The sequence below is a fragment of the Neisseria sp. P0022.S010 genome, from assembly GCF_051956635.1.
Genome location: NZ_JBQCXF010000839.1, coordinates 1 through 520 on the forward strand (window position 1 = coordinate 1; position 520 = coordinate 520).

The following is a 520-nucleotide window of genomic DNA, read 5'->3' on the forward strand; positions in this document are numbered from 1 at the left end:
GTATAGCAAATAAACATGCCATAGCGTTTGAAAAGGCCGTCTGAAACGGCGAGAACAAAATCGTTTGATTTCGTTTTTCACTGTTTCAGACGGCCTTTGGTATGCCATTAATTCAGCATTCTACATGACCGACATCGAGGCATATATCATGGAACTCGTTGAGCGTGCTGCGGTGGCCGATGCTGATGATGATGCTGTCGGGCAGTTTTTGCTTCAAGGCGCGGTAGAGCATGGCTTCGGTCGGTTCGTCCAAAGCGGCGGTAGCTTCATCGAGCAAGATGACTTTGGGCTGCGAGAGTAGGGCGCGGACGAAGGCGACGCGTTGCAGTTCTCCGGGGGAGAGTTTGTGTTGCCAGTCATCGGTTTTATCTAATTTATCAACCAGATAACCTAATCGGCAGGTATTCATGGCGTCGATCAGTTCCGGATGTTGTTTGTCGATGTCGGGGTAACAAATTGCATCGCGCAGGCTGCCTTGTGCCGTGTACGGGCGTTGCGGCAGGAAGAGGATGTCTTGAAG

1 protein-coding gene is annotated in these 520 nt (G+C 51.0%); it reads right to left on the reverse strand.

Translation table 11 applies throughout. From position 1 onward, the window contains the following. Positions 1–112: 112 nt before the first annotated feature. On the reverse strand, positions 113–520 hold a 408-nt coding region (locus ACTHUT_RS21700), incomplete at its 5' end, for an ATP-binding cassette domain-containing protein (RefSeq protein ID WP_440419881.1).